Origin of the sequence: Campylobacter sp. RM9334 (assembly GCF_020138145.1) — a bacterium.
In the GTDB taxonomy this organism is placed as follows: Bacteria; Campylobacterota; Campylobacteria; order Campylobacterales; family Campylobacteraceae; genus Campylobacter_E.
Map to the genome: position 1 here is coordinate 1 of NZ_JACGAX010000013.1, position 18,216 is coordinate 18,216.

General features: G+C 28.1%; 18 protein-coding genes. 15 read left to right on the forward strand and 3 right to left on the reverse strand.

The features are described 5' to 3' along the window. Positions 1-981 (reverse strand): cache domain-containing protein (locus AVBRAN9334_RS06355; protein WP_336607299.1); only part of this gene is annotated, 981 nt, incomplete at its 3' end. A 382-nt stretch (positions 982-1,363) separates the two neighbouring features. Between AVBRAN9334_RS06355 and AVBRAN9334_RS06360 the strand changes: the two genes are divergently transcribed. From AVBRAN9334_RS06360 to AVBRAN9334_RS06385, 6 genes are all read left to right on the forward strand, one after another. After that, the gene (locus AVBRAN9334_RS06360) at positions 1,364-2,080 is read left to right on the forward strand and encodes an amino acid ABC transporter permease (protein ID WP_250325159.1); all 717 of its coding nucleotides are present in this window, start codon (positions 1,364-1,366) and stop codon (positions 2,078-2,080) included. Next, complete coding sequence (locus AVBRAN9334_RS06365; RefSeq protein WP_214117900.1) at positions 2,073-2,807, forward strand: amino acid ABC transporter ATP-binding protein; 735 nt, start codon at positions 2,073-2,075, stop codon at positions 2,805-2,807. The genes AVBRAN9334_RS06360 and AVBRAN9334_RS06365 overlap by 8 nt, the downstream gene beginning before the upstream one ends. An 8-nt stretch (positions 2,808-2,815) precedes the next feature. Beyond that, positions 2,816-3,520: a transporter substrate-binding domain-containing protein gene (locus AVBRAN9334_RS06370; protein WP_336607300.1), complete on the forward strand. Its 705-nt coding sequence runs from the start codon at positions 2,816-2,818 to the stop codon at positions 3,518-3,520. A gap of 9 nt (positions 3,521-3,529) precedes the next feature. Continuing rightward, positions 3,530-4,249 carry a transporter substrate-binding domain-containing protein gene (locus tag AVBRAN9334_RS06375; RefSeq protein ID WP_214117898.1) on the forward strand — a complete coding sequence of 240 codons (720 nt, stop codon included), beginning with the start codon at positions 3,530-3,532 and terminating at the stop codon, positions 4,247-4,249. 1 nt (position 4,250) lies between these two features. Further along, positions 4,251-5,330, forward strand: a complete 1,080-nt coding sequence (gene ispG / locus AVBRAN9334_RS06380; RefSeq protein WP_214119995.1) for a flavodoxin-dependent (E)-4-hydroxy-3-methylbut-2-enyl-diphosphate synthase — start codon at positions 4,251-4,253, stop codon at positions 5,328-5,330. A gap of 81 nt (positions 5,331-5,411) precedes the next feature. Beyond that, on the forward strand, positions 5,412-6,731 hold the full coding sequence (locus AVBRAN9334_RS06385; protein WP_214117896.1) for a DnaB-like helicase C-terminal domain-containing protein: 1,320 nt from the start codon (positions 5,412-5,414) through the stop codon (positions 6,729-6,731). A 21-nt stretch (positions 6,732-6,752) separates the two neighbouring features. On the opposite strand, the gene AVBRAN9334_RS06390 is transcribed toward AVBRAN9334_RS06385, so the two are convergent. Next, entirely contained in the window at positions 6,753-7,529 is a 777-nt protein-coding gene (locus tag AVBRAN9334_RS06390; protein WP_336607301.1) for a tetratricopeptide repeat protein, read from the reverse strand. Next, entirely contained in the window at positions 7,526-9,205 is a 1,680-nt protein-coding gene (locus tag AVBRAN9334_RS06395; protein ID WP_336607302.1) for a methyl-accepting chemotaxis protein, read from the reverse strand. Before AVBRAN9334_RS06395 ends, AVBRAN9334_RS06390 begins: the two co-directional genes overlap by 4 nt. 159 nt (positions 9,206-9,364) lie before the next feature. Here AVBRAN9334_RS06395 and AVBRAN9334_RS06400 point away from each other — a divergent pair, with 159 nt between their 5' ends. From AVBRAN9334_RS06400 to AVBRAN9334_RS06440, 9 genes are read left to right on the forward strand one after another with little or no spacing between them, the layout of a single operon-like run. Next, positions 9,365-11,068, forward strand: a complete 1,704-nt coding sequence (locus AVBRAN9334_RS06400; RefSeq protein ID WP_336607303.1) for an acetolactate synthase large subunit — start codon at positions 9,365-9,367, stop codon at positions 11,066-11,068. Further along, positions 11,065-11,526 (forward strand): acetolactate synthase small subunit, encoded by a 462-nt coding sequence (gene ilvN / locus AVBRAN9334_RS06405; RefSeq protein ID WP_214117892.1) that lies wholly within the window; start codon positions 11,065-11,067, stop codon positions 11,524-11,526. The genes AVBRAN9334_RS06400 and ilvN overlap by 4 nt, the downstream gene beginning before the upstream one ends. 1 nt (position 11,527) lies before the next feature. Next, positions 11,528-12,463 carry a UDP-3-O-(3-hydroxymyristoyl)glucosamine N-acyltransferase gene (gene lpxD, locus AVBRAN9334_RS06410; RefSeq protein WP_267524846.1) on the forward strand — a complete coding sequence of 312 codons (936 nt, stop codon included), beginning with the start codon at positions 11,528-11,530 and terminating at the stop codon, positions 12,461-12,463. Continuing rightward, on the forward strand, positions 12,460-12,681 hold the full coding sequence (locus AVBRAN9334_RS06415) for a hypothetical protein (protein WP_214117890.1): 222 nt from the start codon (positions 12,460-12,462) through the stop codon (positions 12,679-12,681). Before lpxD ends, AVBRAN9334_RS06415 begins: the two co-directional genes overlap by 4 nt. A gap of 2 nt (positions 12,682-12,683) precedes the next feature. After that, positions 12,684-13,865 carry an FtsW/RodA/SpoVE family cell cycle protein gene (locus AVBRAN9334_RS06420; protein WP_214117889.1) on the forward strand — a complete coding sequence of 394 codons (1,182 nt, stop codon included), beginning with the start codon at positions 12,684-12,686 and terminating at the stop codon, positions 13,863-13,865. Next, positions 13,862-14,842, forward strand: coding sequence for a UDP-N-acetylglucosamine--N-acetylmuramyl-(pentapeptide) pyrophosphoryl-undecaprenol N-acetylglucosamine transferase (locus AVBRAN9334_RS06425; protein ID WP_214149782.1), 981 nt, complete (start codon positions 13,862-13,864; stop codon positions 14,840-14,842). The genes AVBRAN9334_RS06420 and AVBRAN9334_RS06425 overlap by 4 nt, the downstream gene beginning before the upstream one ends. A 1-nt stretch (position 14,843) precedes the next feature. Next, entirely contained in the window at positions 14,844-16,181 is a 1,338-nt protein-coding gene (locus tag AVBRAN9334_RS06430) for an MBOAT family O-acyltransferase (protein ID WP_336607304.1), read from the forward strand. After that, entirely contained in the window at positions 16,181-17,101 is a 921-nt protein-coding gene (locus tag AVBRAN9334_RS06435; protein ID WP_336607305.1) for a DUF459 domain-containing protein, read from the forward strand. The genes AVBRAN9334_RS06430 and AVBRAN9334_RS06435 overlap by 1 nt, the downstream gene beginning before the upstream one ends. Next, positions 17,098-18,216, forward strand: coding sequence for a GDSL-type esterase/lipase family protein (locus AVBRAN9334_RS06440; protein ID WP_214117885.1), 1,119 nt, complete (start codon positions 17,098-17,100; stop codon positions 18,214-18,216). The genes AVBRAN9334_RS06435 and AVBRAN9334_RS06440 overlap by 4 nt, the downstream gene beginning before the upstream one ends.

Genomic DNA, 18,216 nt, shown 5'->3' on the forward strand with positions numbered 1-18,216 from the left:
GTCTTCTTTTTCGTGGTTTAGGAAAGAGAAGAATTCGTTAAGTCCTTGGGTGATTTTTGATAAAGGTTTTAAATAAAAATTAATAATTAAACTTAAAAATCCTATTACTATTATTAAAAATATTAAAAAGCTTATTAAAGTAGCATTTCTAGCATCATTTACACTATTATTTATTACATCTTCTAAAATAATGGTGCAAATACTAAATCCACTTATATCATTAATAATACAATAAGCTAAGTAATTTTTATTATCCTTTGTAAAAACAATATGATTTAAATTCTTATTAGTTTTTAGCGTAGATAATTTTTGATTTAGACTATCAAGCCATTCAGGTTTGCCTAATTCGTTTGCGTTTTCACTAGCTATTATCTCATTATTTTTATCAAGAATTAAAGTGCTAATATCATTATGAGATTTAATTTTTGTAATGGTATCGCTAAAATCATTTATTAGTATATTTCCACCAATTACAGCTACGATTTTATCATTTTTAAACACAGGTGCAAAAATAGTTGTGGCTGATTTTTTGCTTGAGACATCTTGATAAATTGATGAATTACTAGCCTTTTTTAAAGCTACTGCTTCTTTATACCAAGCTCTAGTTCTACCATCAAAATTAGGGATTAATCTAAAAGTTAAATCAGGTTCAGCCTTATAAACATTTCCATTTGCTAAGCCTATAAATAATCCTTGAAAATCTAAAACCCTATTATCACTACTAATGATTTGTTTGATAAATTCTGGGCTTAAATCATCAGCATCTTCAAAAGTTTTTGCAATTTTTTCAATTTGCTCAATACGGGTTTTGATATATTCATCAACATAAGCATTTCTTAATTGCAATTCTCCTGCTATTGAAGAATCGTAATTATTTATGATTATATCTTCTGTCTTATTGCTTTGCATATAAGATAAAGCTAAAAGTAAAACTACAAATAAACTTGCAGTTGTTAATGAAATTTTGAAAGAAAGTTTCATTTGGTAATCCTTTTTTTAATTGAAATCGAATACCAATTTTACCCCCCCCAACCTTAAATAAAAATAAAATTATAAAATAAATTATTAGATGATAAAAATTATTTACATTAATTTAAATTCTTATTTTAAATATCTTAAAAAAATACAAAAAAGTTTTTAAGCTTAAAAATTAATAAATTTAATAAATCATTAAGCTAAAAAAGAGATAATCAAACTTATTTTTTTTAAAGGACGAAAAGATGAAAATTATAGATTTAATCAAGCACAACAAATATCTTACTATCCGTCATCATCTTCGTCATCTACATAATACTCATTAATTTATAATCGTTTTTTTAGTTGTGTTTTTACACTTTTTATTATTTTGTTTAAAGGAAAAAAATTGAAGAATTTAGAAAATATTTTTAAAGTAATTTTTCCACTTGCAATAGTGATTATTACTACTTATTATTGTTATCCATTTAAAGAACTTAGCGAAGCAGAGCATTTAGCTTATCTTAAAAGTTATGGCACTACTTTAGGACTTACTTCACTTGGTTTGATTATTGGTCTTACTGGTGGATTTTTATTAGCGTTTTTATTAGTGCTTAGGAATAGATTTTTAACAATGTTAATCAATGAATATTTAGATTTAATTAGGGGTATGCCATTAATGCTGCTTTTAATGATATTTGCATTTGTGGTTTTTGCTCAAGTTGAAAATGTATTTTTTGTAGCTGTTATTGCTTTAGGACTTAATTCTAGTGCTTATGTTGCAGAGATTATTAGAAGTGGGATTGAAAGCGTTGATAAAGGTCAAATGGAAGCAGCAAGGTCTATGGGTTTATCGCACTTTCAAGCTATGAAAATGATAGTTTTTCCACAAGCTGTTAAAAATATCATTCCTGCTTTAGCAAATGAGTTTATATCGTTGTTTAAAGAAACTTCAGTAGTTGCGTTTATAAGTGTTGTTGATTTGACTTTTCAAAGCAAGATTTTTCAATCACTTTTATACGACCCTAAGCCTTATATTTTCGCAGGTGTTGTGTATTATGCTAGTGTTAAAGTATTTACTTGTTTTGTAAGATTATTAGAAATGAGGCTAAAAAGAAATGATTAAGATATCTAATTTATGCAAAAATTACGGGAATTTAGAAGTATTAAAAGATATTAGTGTAGAGATTAATAAAGGCGATATTATTGCTATTATTGGACCTAGTGGCGGTGGAAAAAGCACATTTTTAAGATGTTTAAATAAACTTGAAGTTGCAAGTAGTGGAGAGATTTTAATCAATAATGAAAATATCTTAGATGAAAAAATTGATATTAATAAGCACAGACAAAAAGTATCAATGGTATTTCAACATTTTAATCTATTTGCAAATAAAAATGTATTGGATAATTTGATTTTAGCCCCTGTTAGTTTAAATATTTTAAGCAAAGATGAAGCTATTAAAAAAGCTAGAAATCTTTTAGCTAAAGTTGGTTTAGCTGATAAAGAAGAGTTCTTTCCACACAAATTAAGCGGCGGTCAAAAACAAAGAATAGCAATAGCAAGAAGCCTTATGATGGAGCCTGAAGTTATATTATTTGATGAGCCAACTAGTGCGCTTGACCCTGAAATGGTAGGAGAAGTTTTAGGACTTATTAAAGAAATAGCAAGTGGAGATAATGCTCCTATTATGATATTAGTAACTCACGAAATGGGTTTTGCAAAAAATGTAGCTAATAGGGTATTTTTTATGGAAAGTGGCAAAATAGCAGTAGATGATACGCCACAAGTTGTATTTAACTCTAGCACAAATGCTAGATTAAATGAGTTTTTAAACAAAGTTTTAAATCATTAGGATTAGATATGAAAAAGATTTTTTTAGCTTTATTTATAACTTTATTTGCTTATGCAAATGAAGTTGTTAAGGTTGGTATTTCGGCAAATTACGCTCCATTTGATATGATGGTTGATGGTAAATTGAGTGGTTTTGATGTTGATTTAGTAAATGAGATTTCAAAGGTTGCTAATCTTAAGATTGAATTTGTTAATATGAGTTTTGATGGGCTTATTCCATCTTTAGTAGCTGGTAAAATCAATATGATAGCTTCAGGAATGAGTATTAGCGAAAGAAGAATGAAGAATTGTGATTTTTCTAATCCTTATTTTTTTGGAAAAACTATGTATCTTAAAAGAAAGGGCGATATTTTCACTACAAAAGAAGATTTAAAAGGTGTTAAAACAGGAGTTAAACTTGGCACAATTCAAGAAAATACTGCAAGAAATTTAGGTGCTAATGTGATTTTACACGAAGATTCAGCAGTGGTTGTTATGAGCCTTGTGAATAAGCAAATAGATGCGGTTGTTTTTGATTCTTTTGTGGCTAAGAAATTTATGGCAAAAAATCCTGAAATTGAGAGTTTTTATGAAGAAAATGACGGGGCTTTAGGTTTTGCATTTGCATTTGCAAAGGATAAAAATAAAGACTTAATTGATATAATTAATAAAGCCCTTGAAGAAGTAAAAGCAAGTGGTAAGTATGATGAGCTTATCAAAAAATACGGGCTATAAGGAGTAGTTATGAAAAAGTTTTTATTAGTAGTGTTTGCACTGATTTTTAGTGCTTGTTTATATGCAAATGACAAGGTTTATAAAGTTGGGATTTCTCCTGATTATCCTCCATTTGATATGTTAGTTGATGATAAGATTAGTGGTTTTGATGCTGAATTATTTGATAATTTAGCAAAAATTGCTGGTATAAAATATGAGTTTAAAGCTATGAGTTTTGATGGACTTATTGCAGCACTTAAAGCAGGTAAGATTGATGCTATTATGAGTGCTATGAGTTCAAGCGAACAAAGAAAAAAAGCTTGTGATTTTAGCAATGTTTATTATAAAGCTAAGACAATTTATCTAAAGCATAAAGATAGCAGTATCGCAACCAAAGATGATATAAAAGGTAAAAAAGTAGGAGTGCAATTAGGCACGGTTCAAGAAGCAGCAGTAAAACAAGTAGGTGCATTAGTACAACCTAATGAAAATCCTGTTGTTTTAGTAATGGCTTTAAATGATAAAAAATTAGACGCTTTAGCATTTGATGCACTTGTGGCAAGAGAATATTTAGCAAAATATCCTAATTTAGCTGAATTTTATAATGAAGATGATGGCACAGAAGGATTTTCTATAGCGTTTAGCAAAAATGAAAATGTAGAGCTAAGAGAGAAATTAAATAAAGCTTTAGAAGAATTTATAAAAACTAGCGAATATGAAGCTTTACTTAAAAAATACAATATAAATTAATATGAGAAGTGATTTTTTTAAGCCTAGATTTAAAACTAGGCAAATTAGTGTAGGCGGGGTTAAAATCGGTGGCGATGCTCCAATTAGCGTTCAATCAATGCTATTTACAAAAACTCAAGATATTAATGGATGTTTAGAGCAATTAATTGAGTTAAAATTAGCAGGTGCTGATATAGTAAGAGTTGCGTGTTTGGATATAAAAGATGCAAGGGCTTTAGCAGAACTTAAAAAGCAAAGCCCACTGCCGCTAATTGTAGATATTCATTTTAATCACAAATTAGCTTTATATTGTGCTGAATTTATAGATGGTATTAGAATAAATCCAGGAAATATCGGTGGCAAAGAAAATATAAAAGAAGTAGTAAATGCTTGTAAGCAAAGAAATATTCCTATAAGAATTGGTGTAAATCACGGAAGTATTGAAAAACAATTTGAAAATAAATATGGCAGAAGTGTAAAAGCCTTGCTTGAGAGTGCTGTTTATAATATTAAATTACTTGAAGATTTTGATTTTAGGGATATTAAAATAAGCATTAAAACTTCAGACGCACAAAGCACAATAGAAAGTTATACGAGATTAAGAGAATTGTGTGATTATCCGTTTCATTTAGGAGTAACTGAAGCAGGAACTAAGTTTCATAGCACGATAAAAAGCTCAATTGCTATAGGTCAGTTATTATTAAATGGCATAGGCGATACTATTCGTGTTTCTATGACAGGAGAGCTTAGCGAAGAAATAAGAGTCGCTAAAGCGATTTTGCAAGATAGCGGAGTGCAAAAAAGCGGTATAAATATAATCTCTTGTCCAACCTGTGGAAGAATTCAAAGCGATTTGTTAAGTGCTGTTAAAGTGGTTGAAGAAAAGACAAAACACATTAAAGCACCATTAAATATAAGTGTAATGGGTTGTGTTGTAAATGCTTTAGGAGAAGCTAAAGGAGCTGATGTAGCGATTGCATTTGGCAAAAATGAAGGCTTAGTAATAAGACACGGCGAAGTGGTTGCAAAATGCAAATATGATACTTTAGTAGATAGATTTTTAGATGAAGTATTAGACGAAGCAAAACTTTATGAAGAATAGAATTTGAAATTCCTATTTCAAATTCTTATTTTAATTTCTTTAATTTTTAAGAGAGATTAAAATAAGAATTAAGGAAGAATTATGAGTAAGTATTTTGATATTGAATTAGAGCAAAGTATTTTATTAGCTTGTATAGAAAATAATGAAAATATAGATATAGCCGCAAGTATTATTAAGCCAAGTGATTTTTCATATAGATTACACGCTGATATATTTGAGTTTATATTAAATAAAAGAAGACTTAGAGAGAGTGTGGATTTAAAATTAGTAAAAATCTCTTTTGCAAGTGCAAAGGATAGTTTTTGGACTGCACTTGAGCAGCAAAATTCTTTCATAGAAGTTGATGAATATTCAAAAATGTTAAGGAATTTAAGTGTAAAAGACCAGCTTAATTCTTTAATGAATACAAGCACACAAGAGCTAAGCAGTGTGCAAGATAGTATTGATTATACGCATAATTTAAATGCTAAGATTTATTCTTTAGTATCAGGCGTTAGTGATAATACTTTAAAAAGCTCAAGAACTGCTGTTAATGAGTTTTATGAAGAATTAAATAGGGTTAGTAAGATAATTGATAAAGATGTAATCGGAGTTGATACAGGTTTTTCTTTATTAAATCATTATACAAAGGGCTTTAAAGCAGGGGAGTTAATAATTCTTGCAGCTCGTCCTGGTATGGGTAAGACTACATTTGCTTTAAATATTTTATTAAATGCACTTAAAAAAGATGTTGGAGTGGTGTTTTATAGTCTTGAAACAGAAGCTTATAAGATAATGGCTAAATTAATAGCACAAGATACAGGAATAGGTTTGCAAAATATCTTAACAGGAGATAGATTAACAGAAGATGAGATAAATAATATGCAAATGAGTGCGAATATGCTTAGTGAAAAGACTTTATATATTTATGATAAGGGTAATTTAAATATAGAATTTCTTCGCTCATCTTTAAGAAGATTAAAAGAAGAGCATAACAATATAGGTTTATGTGTATTAGACTATATTCAGCTTATGAACTCACTAAATACAAGGGCTGATAGACATATTCAAGTAAGTGAGATTAGTAGGGGGTTAAAATTACTTGCATTAGAATTAAAAATCCCTATTTTAGCACTTTCTCAAGTTAATCGTTCGGTAGATTCTAGAATGAATAAAAAACTTATGCTCTCAGACATTCGTGAGAGTGGTAGTATAGAACAAGATGCTGATTTGATATTATTTATTAATAAAGCTGATGATGATCCGACTATTTTAGCAGAACGCCACGCTATACTTGATATTGCTAAGAATAGAAGTGGGGAATTAAAAGAAATTCATTTTGATTTTAAAGCTTCTAAAGCGAAATTTTTACAACTTGAGTTTAGAAAAGACAACGAACCAAGCGAGACTGAAGAATTTTAATTTAGGAAATAAATTCCTAAATTATTCAAGTATTTTTAGATTTTCACAAGCTATATTATTTCCTAAATCACAAGATTTTTTATAATACAATTTAGCCATATTTTTATCTTTTTTATGATACATAACGCCTAAATTATTACACGCATATGCGTCTTTATTATCGCAAGATTGATTCCACAAACTAGCTACTTTATCATAATCTTTTAATTCATAATATACATTACCTAAATTATAACAAGCATTATAATCTTTAGCAGAACAAGCAATTGATAGATATTTAATAGCTAAGTTATTATTTTTTTCATTAGCATATAAATTGCCTAAGCCATAACAAGCTGGGATTAAATTATCATCACAAGCTTTTTTTAGATATATTTTTGCATTATCAAATTCTTGATTTTTCTTAAATAATATTCCTAAATTATAGCAAGCGTCTTTATGGCTATTTTCACAAGCTCTTGCTAAATATTCTTTTGATTTATTAAAATCTTGAGTATTAATCCCTGCATAAAAGCAAGCTTCATAATTTCCATTATCGCAAGATTTTTCATAATATTTACTTGCTTTATCTTTTTCGTTATTTTTACTATAAATTACCCCTAAATTGTAGCAAGCATTATAAATATCGCCATCACAAGCTAGGGTAAAATGTCTTATAGCAAGACCTAAATTATCTTGATTATATTCAACTACACCTTGATTATAACAAGCAGCAGGGATTTTGCTATTTTCACAATCACTTAAATAATCAGCCATTGATACTAAACTCATACTAATTAAAAATAATATCTTTTTCATGTTCTAAACTCTTGTAATTTTTTATTTAGCTCTTCAGTCATTTCACTAAGGTGATTTGCTGCACCAGCTATTTCTTCAACGCTTCTTGCGTTTTCGTTCGTTATTGTATTCATATTGTTTAAATTATTTAGAATTTCTTCCATATCTTTACTTGTATTTATATAATCATTCACGGTTTTTTCACTTGAGCTAATAGCTTCTGCTACGCTATTTTTCATAATATTCATATTATCTTTAGTAGAATTTGCAATATTACTTAAATCTTGCATTTGGTTTGAGTTAATACTCATTTGCTCGCTTGCGTCTTTTATACCTTGAACTATAATGCTTATAGTAGCATTTACCTCGCTAAGACTTCTTTGTGTTTTTTCAGCTAATTGTCTAACCTCATCAGCTACTACGGCAAATCCACGACCTTGCTCTCCTGCACGTGCAGCTTCAATAGCAGCATTTAGTGCAAGAAGATTTGTTTGGTCTGCAATTTCGTTAATGATTTCTAATACTGATTTTACATTATCAGCATCTGTGCTAAGCTTTTCTATTTTCATAGCAAGTTCGCTTTCAATACTTGCACTATTTATAATTTTATTACTTAATATATTAATTTCTTTATTTGAAGTTTCCATCATATTTAAAGCTTCATCTAATTTTATAGTAGCTTCTTTAGCCTTTTGAACTCCTATTTCTAAGCTTTCTTTGGTATTTTGTCCTTTTTTAGCTATTTGATTTACTATTTCACTGCCTTCTTCAGCGCGTTTTCCTGTTTGAAGACTAGTATTGCCTAATTCACTTGCTATTGAAGCATTTTCGTTAGAAATATTTTTAGCTTGTTTGATTAAAATTCTTATTTTTTCTAAAAATTCATTAATAGCACTTGAAGCGTGAGCTATTTCATCATTTCCTTTTACTTCTAATTTATTAGTTAAATCCCCATCTCCACTGCTTAAATCTCTTGCTTTAATCTCTAATATTTTTAAAGGTTTTGATATAAATAAAGTTGCGAAAATATATGCAATAAGCATTAAAACTATGAAAATAATTGCACTAATAATTATAAATTTTATTAATTCTTTAAATTGTTCTTCGCCTAATTCTTTTGCGTTTTTATCTAAAAATGTATAAACACTATCTAAATCAACTGCAGTGCTAAATATCAAGCCACTTGCTTTATCTTGTAATGAATATGCTAAGAATTTCTTAGTAGTTTTATCTTTATATTTAAACTCATATTCGCTAAAGCCACCACCATTTTTTCCAGCATTGATTATATCTTGTATGAAAGCTTTATTATTGGTATCAACTGAATTAATTTTATTAGTTCCAATCCAATCTTTTAGTGTGTGATACACAACTAAACCATCTTCTTGAAATACTAAAAATCCTTTAGTATTGTTATCGTATCTTACTTCATCTAATTTGTTTTTTAATATGTCATTAAATTCTTTTAATTTGTTTTGATTTTCTAAATCTTTATATGTTGTTTTTGTATATTGAACCATACTTTCTACTAAAGTTTTTACTTGTTCTTTTCTAAGATATATGCTTTCGTTTTCAATTTCAGTTAGCATTTTGTTTTCTAACTTATCAAACATTAAACTAGAATTAAAGCTAAGTGATACTACTAATAGCAATAATGAACAAAATACCAATATACTAATCTTAAGTGAAATTTTCATTCTAAATCCTTTTAATTTTTTGTAAATAATAAATATATTAGATAAATTTTTATTAATTAAATTTTATTTTTTTTACATTTTTCATTCTTTTTAATTTGTATTAATTATTAAATAAGCAAAATTTGATTAAATCCTAAGAAAAAACCTAATGGAGGCAGTATGATTACAGGTGCAAAGATGATTTGTGAAGCTTTAAAGCTAGAAGGTGTTGAAGTAGTTTTTGGTTATCCTGGTGGAGCAGCTTTAAATATTTATGATGAAGTTTATAAGCAAAATGATTTTAAACATGTTTTAGTTCGTCACGAACAAGGTGCAGCTCACGCAGCAGATGGCTATGCAAGGGCTAGTGGTAAAGTTGGAGTTGCTATTGTTACAAGTGGTCCAGGATTTACAAATACTTTAACAGGGATTGCTACAGCTTATGCTGATAGTATTCCTATGGTTTTAATTTCAGCTCAAGTTGCAAATTCACTAATAGGAACTGATGCGTTCCAAGAAATTGATGCAGTTGGAATGAGTAGGCCTTGTGTAAAGCATTCTTATTTAGTAAAAACTATTGAAGAATTACCAAGAGTTTTAAAAGAAGCTTTTTTCATAGCAAGAAGTGGTCGTCCAGGGCCTGTTCATATTGATATTCCAAAGGATATTACAGCTATTAAAGGCGAATTTAAATATCCTAGTGAAGTAAATATGAAAACATATAAGCCAACTTATAAAGGCAATCCAAGACAAATTAAACGCCTAGCAAGTGCTTTAATGGAAGCTAAAAAACCACTTTTATATATAGGTGGTGGTTGTATTAGTTCAAATTCTAGTGAGGCTATCCGTAAATTTGTAGAAAAAACTAAAGTTCCTGCGGTTTGCACTTTAATGGGTTTAGGGGTATTAGAACACGATAATCCGTATAATCTAAGAATGGCAGGAATGCACGGAAGTTATAGAGCTAATATGGCTATGAGTGAATGTGATTTATTAATTTCATTAGGTGCTAGATTTGATGATAGAATTACAGGTAAAACTAGCGAGTTTGCAAAATTAGCAAAAATTGCTCATATTGATATTGACCCAACTTCAATTTCTAAAATCATTAAAGCTGATTTTCCTATAGTTGGAGATGTTGGTAGTGTTATTAGCGATCTTTTAGATGAGGTAAAAGAATTTGAATTTGATTTATCAACTTGGCATAGTGTTTTAGATAGACACGAGAGTTTATATCCATCATTTAGCTATGAAGATAGCGATGAAATCTTAAAACCACAATGGGTAATTAATGAATGTGCGAAAATTACTCCTAATGCAAATATTATTACCGATGTAGGGCAACACCAAATGTGGGTAGCACAATTTTTTAAATTTAGTGAGCCAAGAAGACTTAGTACAAGTGGTGGTTTAGGAACTATGGGATATTCAATTCCTGCTGCTTTAGGAGTTGCATTTGCAAAAAATAATGAAGTAGTTCTTAATTTTGCTGGCGATGGTTCGTTTTTGATGAATATTCAAGAATTAATGACGCTAACTGCAGAGCGTAAAAAAGTAATTAATATTATTTTAAATAATGCTTATTTAGGAATGGTTCGCCAATGGCAAACTAGATTTTATAATGAAAGATATTCAGAAACTAATCTTGAAGATGTGCAACCTGATTATGAAATGTTAGCAAGAAGTTTTGGCTGTGATAGCTTTAGAGTAAAGAGTAAAGATGAATTTATTAAAGCATATCACGAATGTTTAAAAAGCCCTAGAACTTGCGTGATTGATGTTGTTATTTCAAGATTTGAAGATGTTTTACCAATGGTTCCAGCAGGTGCTGCAATTTATAATATGATATTACCACAAAAATTAATCACAAAGGATAGCAAATGAGAAGGGCGTTAAGCGTTATTGTAGAAAACCAACACGGGGTTTTAAGTAGAGTAGTAGGGTTATTTTCTGGTCGTGGTTATAATATAGATAGCTTAACTGTTGCTCCTATTGCAGGGACAGAGTTTTCAAGAATTAATATAATTACAAGTGGAGATGAAGCTGTGTTTGAGCAAATTACTAAACAACTTCACAAATTAATTTCTACTTATAAAGTTTTTGAAGATTGCGAATTTGTTGAGCGTGAATGTGTTTTGGTAAAAATCAATATAGACCAAAATCTAGCTGGTCTTGATAGTTTATTAAAAGGCTATAATGGAACAATAGCTCACTCAAATGATGAATATATGACAATTTGCGTAAATGATACTAGCGATAGAGTGGATAATTTTTTAAAGACGATTAAAAAATACAATCCTAAAGATTGTGCTAGAAGCGGCGTTGTTTTGATGGAAAATTAATATGAAAAGTTTAAAAGAATTATGTGAAAATATAGGAATTAAAATAGAATTTGAAATGCAAATTTCAAATCTAAATTCCTTAGAAGATGCAAATGAAAACGAGCTTAGTTTTTGTATAAAAGAATGTGATGCTTTAAAAACTACTAAAGCAGGTGCAGTATTAATTAGTGAAAAATTAGCAAATCTTTTACCAACAAATGTAAAAGCAGTTATTTGCGAAGACCCAAAATATATTTTTGCATTGTTTAGTAAGGTATTTTCTAAGGATTTAATTAGAGTTGGTAAAGACGCAATCATAGGCGAAAATACAACAATAATGCCAAATGTTTATATAGGTAAAGATGTTAGCATAGGAAGTAATTGCACTATTTTAGCAGGTGCTTATATTGGCGATGGAGTTTGTATTAAAGATAATGTAATAATATACCCAAATGTTACAATTTACAATGATAGTGTAATAGGAAATCATTGTATAATTCATGCTGGAAGTGTTATTGGAAGCGATGGTTTTGGCTATGCAAGTAATAGCAAAGGACATTTTAAAATCTATCATAATGGTTATGTAGAATTACAAGATTTTGTTGAGATTGGCTCTTGCGTTTGTATTGATAGAGCAGTGTTTTCAAAAACACTTATAAAAACAGGCACTAAAATTGATAATTTAGTTCAAATAGGACATAATTGTGTTTTAGGTCAAGGTTGCTTAGTAGTATCTCAAACAGGACTTGCGGGTTCAAGTGAGCTTGGAAATGCTGTCGTAATGGGCGGTCAGAGTGCAACGAGTGGGCATTTAAAAATTGGCGATGGTGCTATTATTGCTGCTAGGGGCGGAGTTAGTAAAGATTTAGCTGGTGGTAAGGTTTATGGTGGATTTCCTATAATGGAGCAAAGTGAGTGGCTAAAAATGCAAGCAAAATTAAAAAGGATTAATAAATGAAGGCTGAACTAATTAGTTCAATTTTACTCAAAGGCACTCAAAGTGGCAAAATATCATTAGCTAATATTAAAAACCCTTATGGAGATGGTAGCAATGATGTTTTAAGCATAGCTGTGTGTTTAAAAGAAAATATTCCAGAATGGAAAGTTCATATTCCTTATGAAAATTTAGATGAATTAATAATAGCTTTACAATCAATTAGTGGCAAAAGGCAATAAAATTGATTAAAACCCATTTAAGAATTTTTGAAATAGTGCTAATACTTATGATGTTTAGCATAGTTTTTGTTTTTTCTATGGGTTTTTTTAACTATGGGGGACAAAAATCTCCTTATGGTTTTTTATTTTCTCAAACCCTTTTTGCGATTGTTGGAGTGCTTATTATTTTTACCTTTCAATTAATTAGCGAAAAGGCTTGTTATAGAATTTTATATGTTATTTTAGGTTGCAGTGTTTTAGCTTGTTTTGTCTTACCATTTTTACCTGCTTCGTTAGTTGTTGAAACTAAAGGAGCTAGAAGATGGATTAGGCTTTTTGGTTTTTCCATTGCACCATTAGAATTTGTAAAAATTTCTTTTATAGCTTTTTTGGCTTTTACATATTCAAGAAAGATTGATGAAAATAAAAGAAAATTTTTACAAGATTTGCGATTATTAGCTCCAACTATAGCTATATATTGTTTTATTTTTGGCTATGCTTATATTACTCAAAATGACTTAGGACAATGTGTTGTAACTGCTGTTACATTGTTTATTATGGCATTAGCTGCTGGGGTTAGGTTTAGAAATATTTTATATTTATTTTTAGCTGCAATTGCTGCTGGAATTTCATTAATAGCTTATAATCCTAGAAGACTTGAAAGAGGGCTTGAGTGGTGGGGTAGTATTCAAGATTTTGTTTTACCAATTTTCCCTGAAAGCATTCAAGAAAGTCTTAAAATAGCCCATTCAAGTGAGCCTTATCAAATATCACATAGTTTAAATGCTATTACAAATGGAGATTTATTAGGGCAAGGATTTGGATTAGGGGTTTTTAAATTAGGATTTTTAAGTGAGGTTCATACTGACTTTATCCTATCAGGCATTGCCGAAGAAATAGGATTTTTAGGATTTTTGTTTGTTTCTTTATTGTTTGGTTTTTTAATAGCTTCGGTATTAAAACTATCAACTTATATGAAAAATAAGCAAAATTATTTGTTTTGTATAGGCTATGGTGTTTGTATTATGGCTACTTTTTTAATGAATATTGGTGGAATTATTTCTTTAATTCCTTTAAAAGGAATTGCAGTGCCGTTTTTAAGCTACGGGGGTAGCTCTATGTTGGCTAATTCTATAGCTATTGGAATATTATTAAGTATTTTTAAAAATACAGGAGAAAATATTAATTTGGAAAATAAAGAATGATAGCAATTACTGGTGGTGGAACAGGCGGGCATTTAGCAGTAGCTAAAGCTGTGTCAAAAGAATTAGATGAGTTTGTTTATATAGGTAGCACTAAAGGACAAGATAGTTTATGGTTTGAAGGTAGCAATTGCTATTTTTTAAAAAGTAGTGGTTTCGTAAATCAAGGAATTTTAGGCAAGATTAAAGTTTTATTTTCTTTAATAGCTTTAGTATTTGAATGCCTTAAAATATTTAAAAAGCATAAAATTACTTGTGTTTTAAGCGTTGGTGGATATTCAAGTGTGCCTGCTAGTATAGCTGCAATTATTAGTTTTAAAGCACTAATAATTCACGAACAAAACTCAAAAATGGGTCTTGCAAATCGCCTTACAAAACCATTTGCTAAAAGGTTTTTTTCAGCTTATGAAAAAGAGTTTTGCCCTTACCCTGTGCAAGAAAAATTTGCACTCAATAAAAGAAAAAGAACCGAAATTAAAACGATTTTAATAATAGGTGGCTCTCAAGGAGCTAGATTTTTGAATGATTTTGCATTAGAGCTTTATCCTGAATTATTAAAATTAAATATTAAATTAATTCATCAATGTGGTGCTAAAGAGTATGATAAATACGAAAAAGCGTATGAGAAATACGAAATTAAACCAACACTAATAGGTTTTTCAAAAGAGATTGATAAATATATGCAAGAAGCTGATTTTGCTATTAGTAGAGCAGGTGCTAGTGCTAGTTTTGAGCTAATAAACATAGCTTTACCAACACTTTTTGTGCCGTATAAATATGCTTATAAAAATCATCAATATTTTAATGCCTTGCATTTAGTAGAAAACAAACTAGCATTTATTTGTGAAGAAAAGAATTTAAATAAAGAATTTGTATTGAATTTGCTTAAAACAAATGCCTTAGAATACGCTAATAATTTATATGAATATGAAAATGTAAATGGTGCTAAATTCTTAGCAAATGTTTTAAAGGAATATTGATTTGAGCTTTTTTTCTGTTGAGTTTTTAATATTAATATTTATATTTTTCATTGTATTTAATTTGCTAGGCAAAAATAAGCAAAATGCTTTATTGTTAGGGTTTAATATACTAATACTATATTTATTTAATCCTTATTGCTTATTAGTAGTGCTTGTTTTTAGCTTTTTTATTCATTTTTTTGCTTTGAGCGTTTATGTTAGAAATACTAAAAATATCTTTTATACTGCTATATTTTTTATAGTGTTGAATCTATGTATATTCAAATATTATTCAAGTATTAAAGATAGTGTTGATTATGTTCTAAGCTATTTTGATATTATGATTGCTGATATAATTTTTCCTTTAGGGCTTAGTTTTTATACTTTTAATGCAATTACTTATATTGTTTGGGTTTATAAAGAAAAACAAGAGCCAGTTGGTTATTTAACGCTTTTTACTTATCTTAGTTTTTTTGCTACTTTTGTTAGTGGTCCTATATTTAGATATGTTGATTTTATTAAGCAATTTAATACTTTAAAACGCTTTAAACACAAGGATTTAATACTAGCTAATTTATTGTTTGCTTTAGTAAAAGTATTTTTGATTTTACCTATTGTGGATAAGTATTTTTACGCATTTTTAAATGATTTAAATAATTTAAGTTTTTTAGGTTTATTAAATTGTTTTTACTTGTATTCAATCAAATTATATTTAGATTTTAGTGCTTATATTAATTTAGTTTCTGCATTTGCTTTAATGATTGGCTTTAAATTGCCTAAGAATTTTAATAATCCATTTAAAGCTAGAAACATTCAAGATTTTTGGAAAAGATGGCATATTAGTTTATCAAGTTTTATTCGCGATTATATTTATATTCCACTTGGTGGAAATAGGGTAAATAGAACAAGTTTAAATATTATTATTGCCTTTGTTATTTCGGGTATTTGGCACGGAAATTCGTATAATTTTGCTTTATGGGGTTTAGCTCACGCTTTAGGGCTGATTTTTATTTCTTTATTTTCTTATAGGTTTAATAAATTTGTAGCTTCATTTATAACTTTTACTTATATTAGCATTGTTTGGAGCTTTTTTTATTTTGTGAGTTTTGATGAGGTTAGAGAATATTTTTCATTTTTCTTGAAATTTAATTTCATTGATAAAAGAGAAATTTATATATTTTTAGTAGTATTTGTTTTATTTATAATTAATTTTTATTCTAAAAACCACTTAGCATTGGTTGTAAATATTTTAAGACATTTAAATATTTTTATAAAAATTATTGTAATTAATCTAGTTTTATTAATTGTGTTTATTTATATGCCAAGTGGAATTCCTAACTTTATATATGCAGGGTTTTAATGAGAGAATTTGTTTTAATAATTATTAGTTCAAGCATTATTTTTATTAGCTTATTTAACGACTCTTTAAAAGAATATTATGAAGTAAATTATCATAAAAATATAGATTTAGATTTTGCATTTTTTAAAAAAAGCAATGAATTTAAAGAATATCTAGAATACAATGTGTTTTTTACAAAGGTAAAAGAAATAAAACCACAAATAAGCAATGAAAATAATAATAAAATAAAGGTATTTCATAAATGCTATCTTGATACTTTATATATGATTAAGCTAATTGCTAAGCAAGAAATTCACAATAATCAAAAATTAGTTTTAAGTAAAGATAATGGAGTAATTTTATTAGGCGATAGTCTAATGCAAGGTGTTGGGCTAAGTATATGCAATTCTTTAAAAAAACAAAATATTAAATGTGAGAATTTAGCAAAGCAAAGCACAGGATTACTTAGGAAAAAATACTATGATTATGCAAAGGTTTTAAAATCTTCTTTACAAGAAAGTGCAATTAAAAATGTAGTAATTTTAGTAGGTGTAAATGATTTATGGAACGCTAATGAAAACAACAAGGTATTAAAATTTGGCGATAGTGAATGGAAGAGTTTTTATACAAAAAGAATTGATGAACTTGTAAAAATTACAAGAGATTATAACGCTAATATTTTTTGGTATGAATTACCTGTAGTTAAAAACGATGAGCAAAATGAAAAAATAAAAATATTAAATGAAGTATTTTATGAATTGGCTAAAAAAAATAATTATCAATTTATAAAATTAGATTCTGTATTAACCGAGCATTTTGATTTTTATATCAAGATAGATGGCAAAAGCAAAAGGATTAGGTCAAATGATGGCATACACTTTACTCCACTTGGGTATGAGTTGATTTCACAAGATTTTTTTAAAACAGTTGAAATACAATGAGAATTATTATTTATCTTAGTATAGTTATATTTTTTTCATCTTGTAGTTATGTGGATAGTTTATTTATAAAAGAGATAAAAACAGATAAGATTTATAAATCCCCTAAAATATCTCAAAAAAGCCAAAATGAAATTCTTGTAAGCAAAGAAGCAAAAGTTAAAACAAATTTAGTTAATTTTCAGTCTGATAAACCAAAAGAAATCCAAGTAAAACCTAAAAGCAATCTTTTAATTCCTTATAAAAAAATAGCATTTATAGGAGATTCTCATTTAGCAAGTGATTATATTCCCGAATATTTTAGAAAGGCTTTAAATATTCACTCTTTAGGATTTGTTCCTGCGATTTTACCTAAATGGCACAATCAGTATTTAGCAGATTATAATAATTTAGGATTTAATGTAGAGTATTTGATAAATACAAAAACTAATTTAAGTTTTGGTGGAATTAATGCAAATTGCAATGCAAAATGTGAAATTAATATAAATCTTAAATTCAAGGCTAATAATGTTGAGTATTTAGAATTTAAATCAGGAATTTGGAATATAAAAAATTATCAAAAAAATACAAATCAGATTAATTTTTCTACAACGGCAAATAAAATCGGTGGTTTTATTACTAATAATTCTAGTTATATTGATAATTTAGGTATTAATGGAGCTAGTATTTTTAATTATTCAAGAATAGATTATAACTTAGCTAAAAGTGTTGCTAAGAAATTAGATTATGATTTAATAATATTTTCTTTTGGCACAAATGAGAGTGTGTCAAATAAGATTAATCAAGAGAATTTCATTAATAACTATTTAAATATTATAGAACTTTTCAAAACAAAAAAATCAAAAATAATATTATTAATCCCGCCAGAACCAACATTATTTGTGAATAAAAACTATGTTAAAGGAGAGAATAATGCTTTAGTAAAAACTTTAATCAAACAAGTGGCAAAGACAAGTGGTGTTTATATTTTTGATATAGATAATTTAATGCAAAAAGAAGGGGGAAAAATTGCTTGGATAAATGATAAAAAATCATTAAAAAATACACATCTTACTAAGTCGGGCTATGAGTATGTAGCATTTAGGTTATTAGAGTTTTTAAAGATTACAAAGGAATAA